The sequence below is a fragment of the Luteimonas sp. TWI596 genome, assembly GCF_039674105.1.
Taxonomy (GTDB): domain Bacteria; phylum Pseudomonadota; class Gammaproteobacteria; order Xanthomonadales; family Xanthomonadaceae; genus Luteimonas.
Genome location: NZ_JBDJMU010000051.1, coordinates 1 through 695, shown reverse-complemented (window position 1 = coordinate 695; position 695 = coordinate 1). Strand labels below are relative to the sequence as shown.

General features: G+C 71.5%; 1 pseudogene. It reads right to left on the bottom strand.

Annotated elements, in window-relative coordinates:
* Window positions 1–695 (bottom strand): annotated as a pseudogene (locus ABE487_RS17195) (sugar isomerase); the annotation flags it as partial.

Here is a 695-nt window from a genome sequence, read left to right as displayed (position 1 = left end):
GCGCACGCCCTGGACGACGCGGTTCACCGTGCCCTGCGCATTCGGGCTGTCGGGCCGCACGCCCAGCGCCCGCGAGGCGTGGAACGCGAACAGCTGCGCCACCGCGACATAGGGCCACAGCAGGTCGAGATCGTGGGCGTGCGCGAGTCCGGTCATGCGCACCGCATCGCGCGCCGGGCCATGCGGTTGGGCGGCGGTGACCTCGATCACGCGCGCGGCCACGCCATCGCTTCGCAGCTCGTCGAGCAGGTCGAGATCGTAGCGCCGGGTCAGCGGGTCGTTGGACACGAACACCACCACCAGCGTGCGTGCGGTGACGAAGGTCTTGGGGCCGTGGCGGAAGCCCATCGGCGATTCGAAGCAGGTCGCGATCGCGCCGTTGCTCAGTTCGCCCAGCTTGAGCGCGGCCTCGCGCGCCAGGCCCTTGAACAGTGCGCTGCCCAGATACACCACGCGCTCGAACCCGCACAGCGCCAGTTCCTGGGTCAGCCCGCGCGCCTGCTGCAGCACGGCTTCGGTGGCCGACGCCATCGCGTGCACGCGCGTCTCCAGGGCGTGCGGCCCGCCCAGCGCGGCCAGCGTCGCGAGCATCATGCAGCTGAAGCTCGAGGTCATCGCGAAGCTGACGTCGTGGGTTTCGGGCGGCAGCAGCAGGGTCATCGACCGCCGCACCGCGACCCGGCCCAGCGCACCGT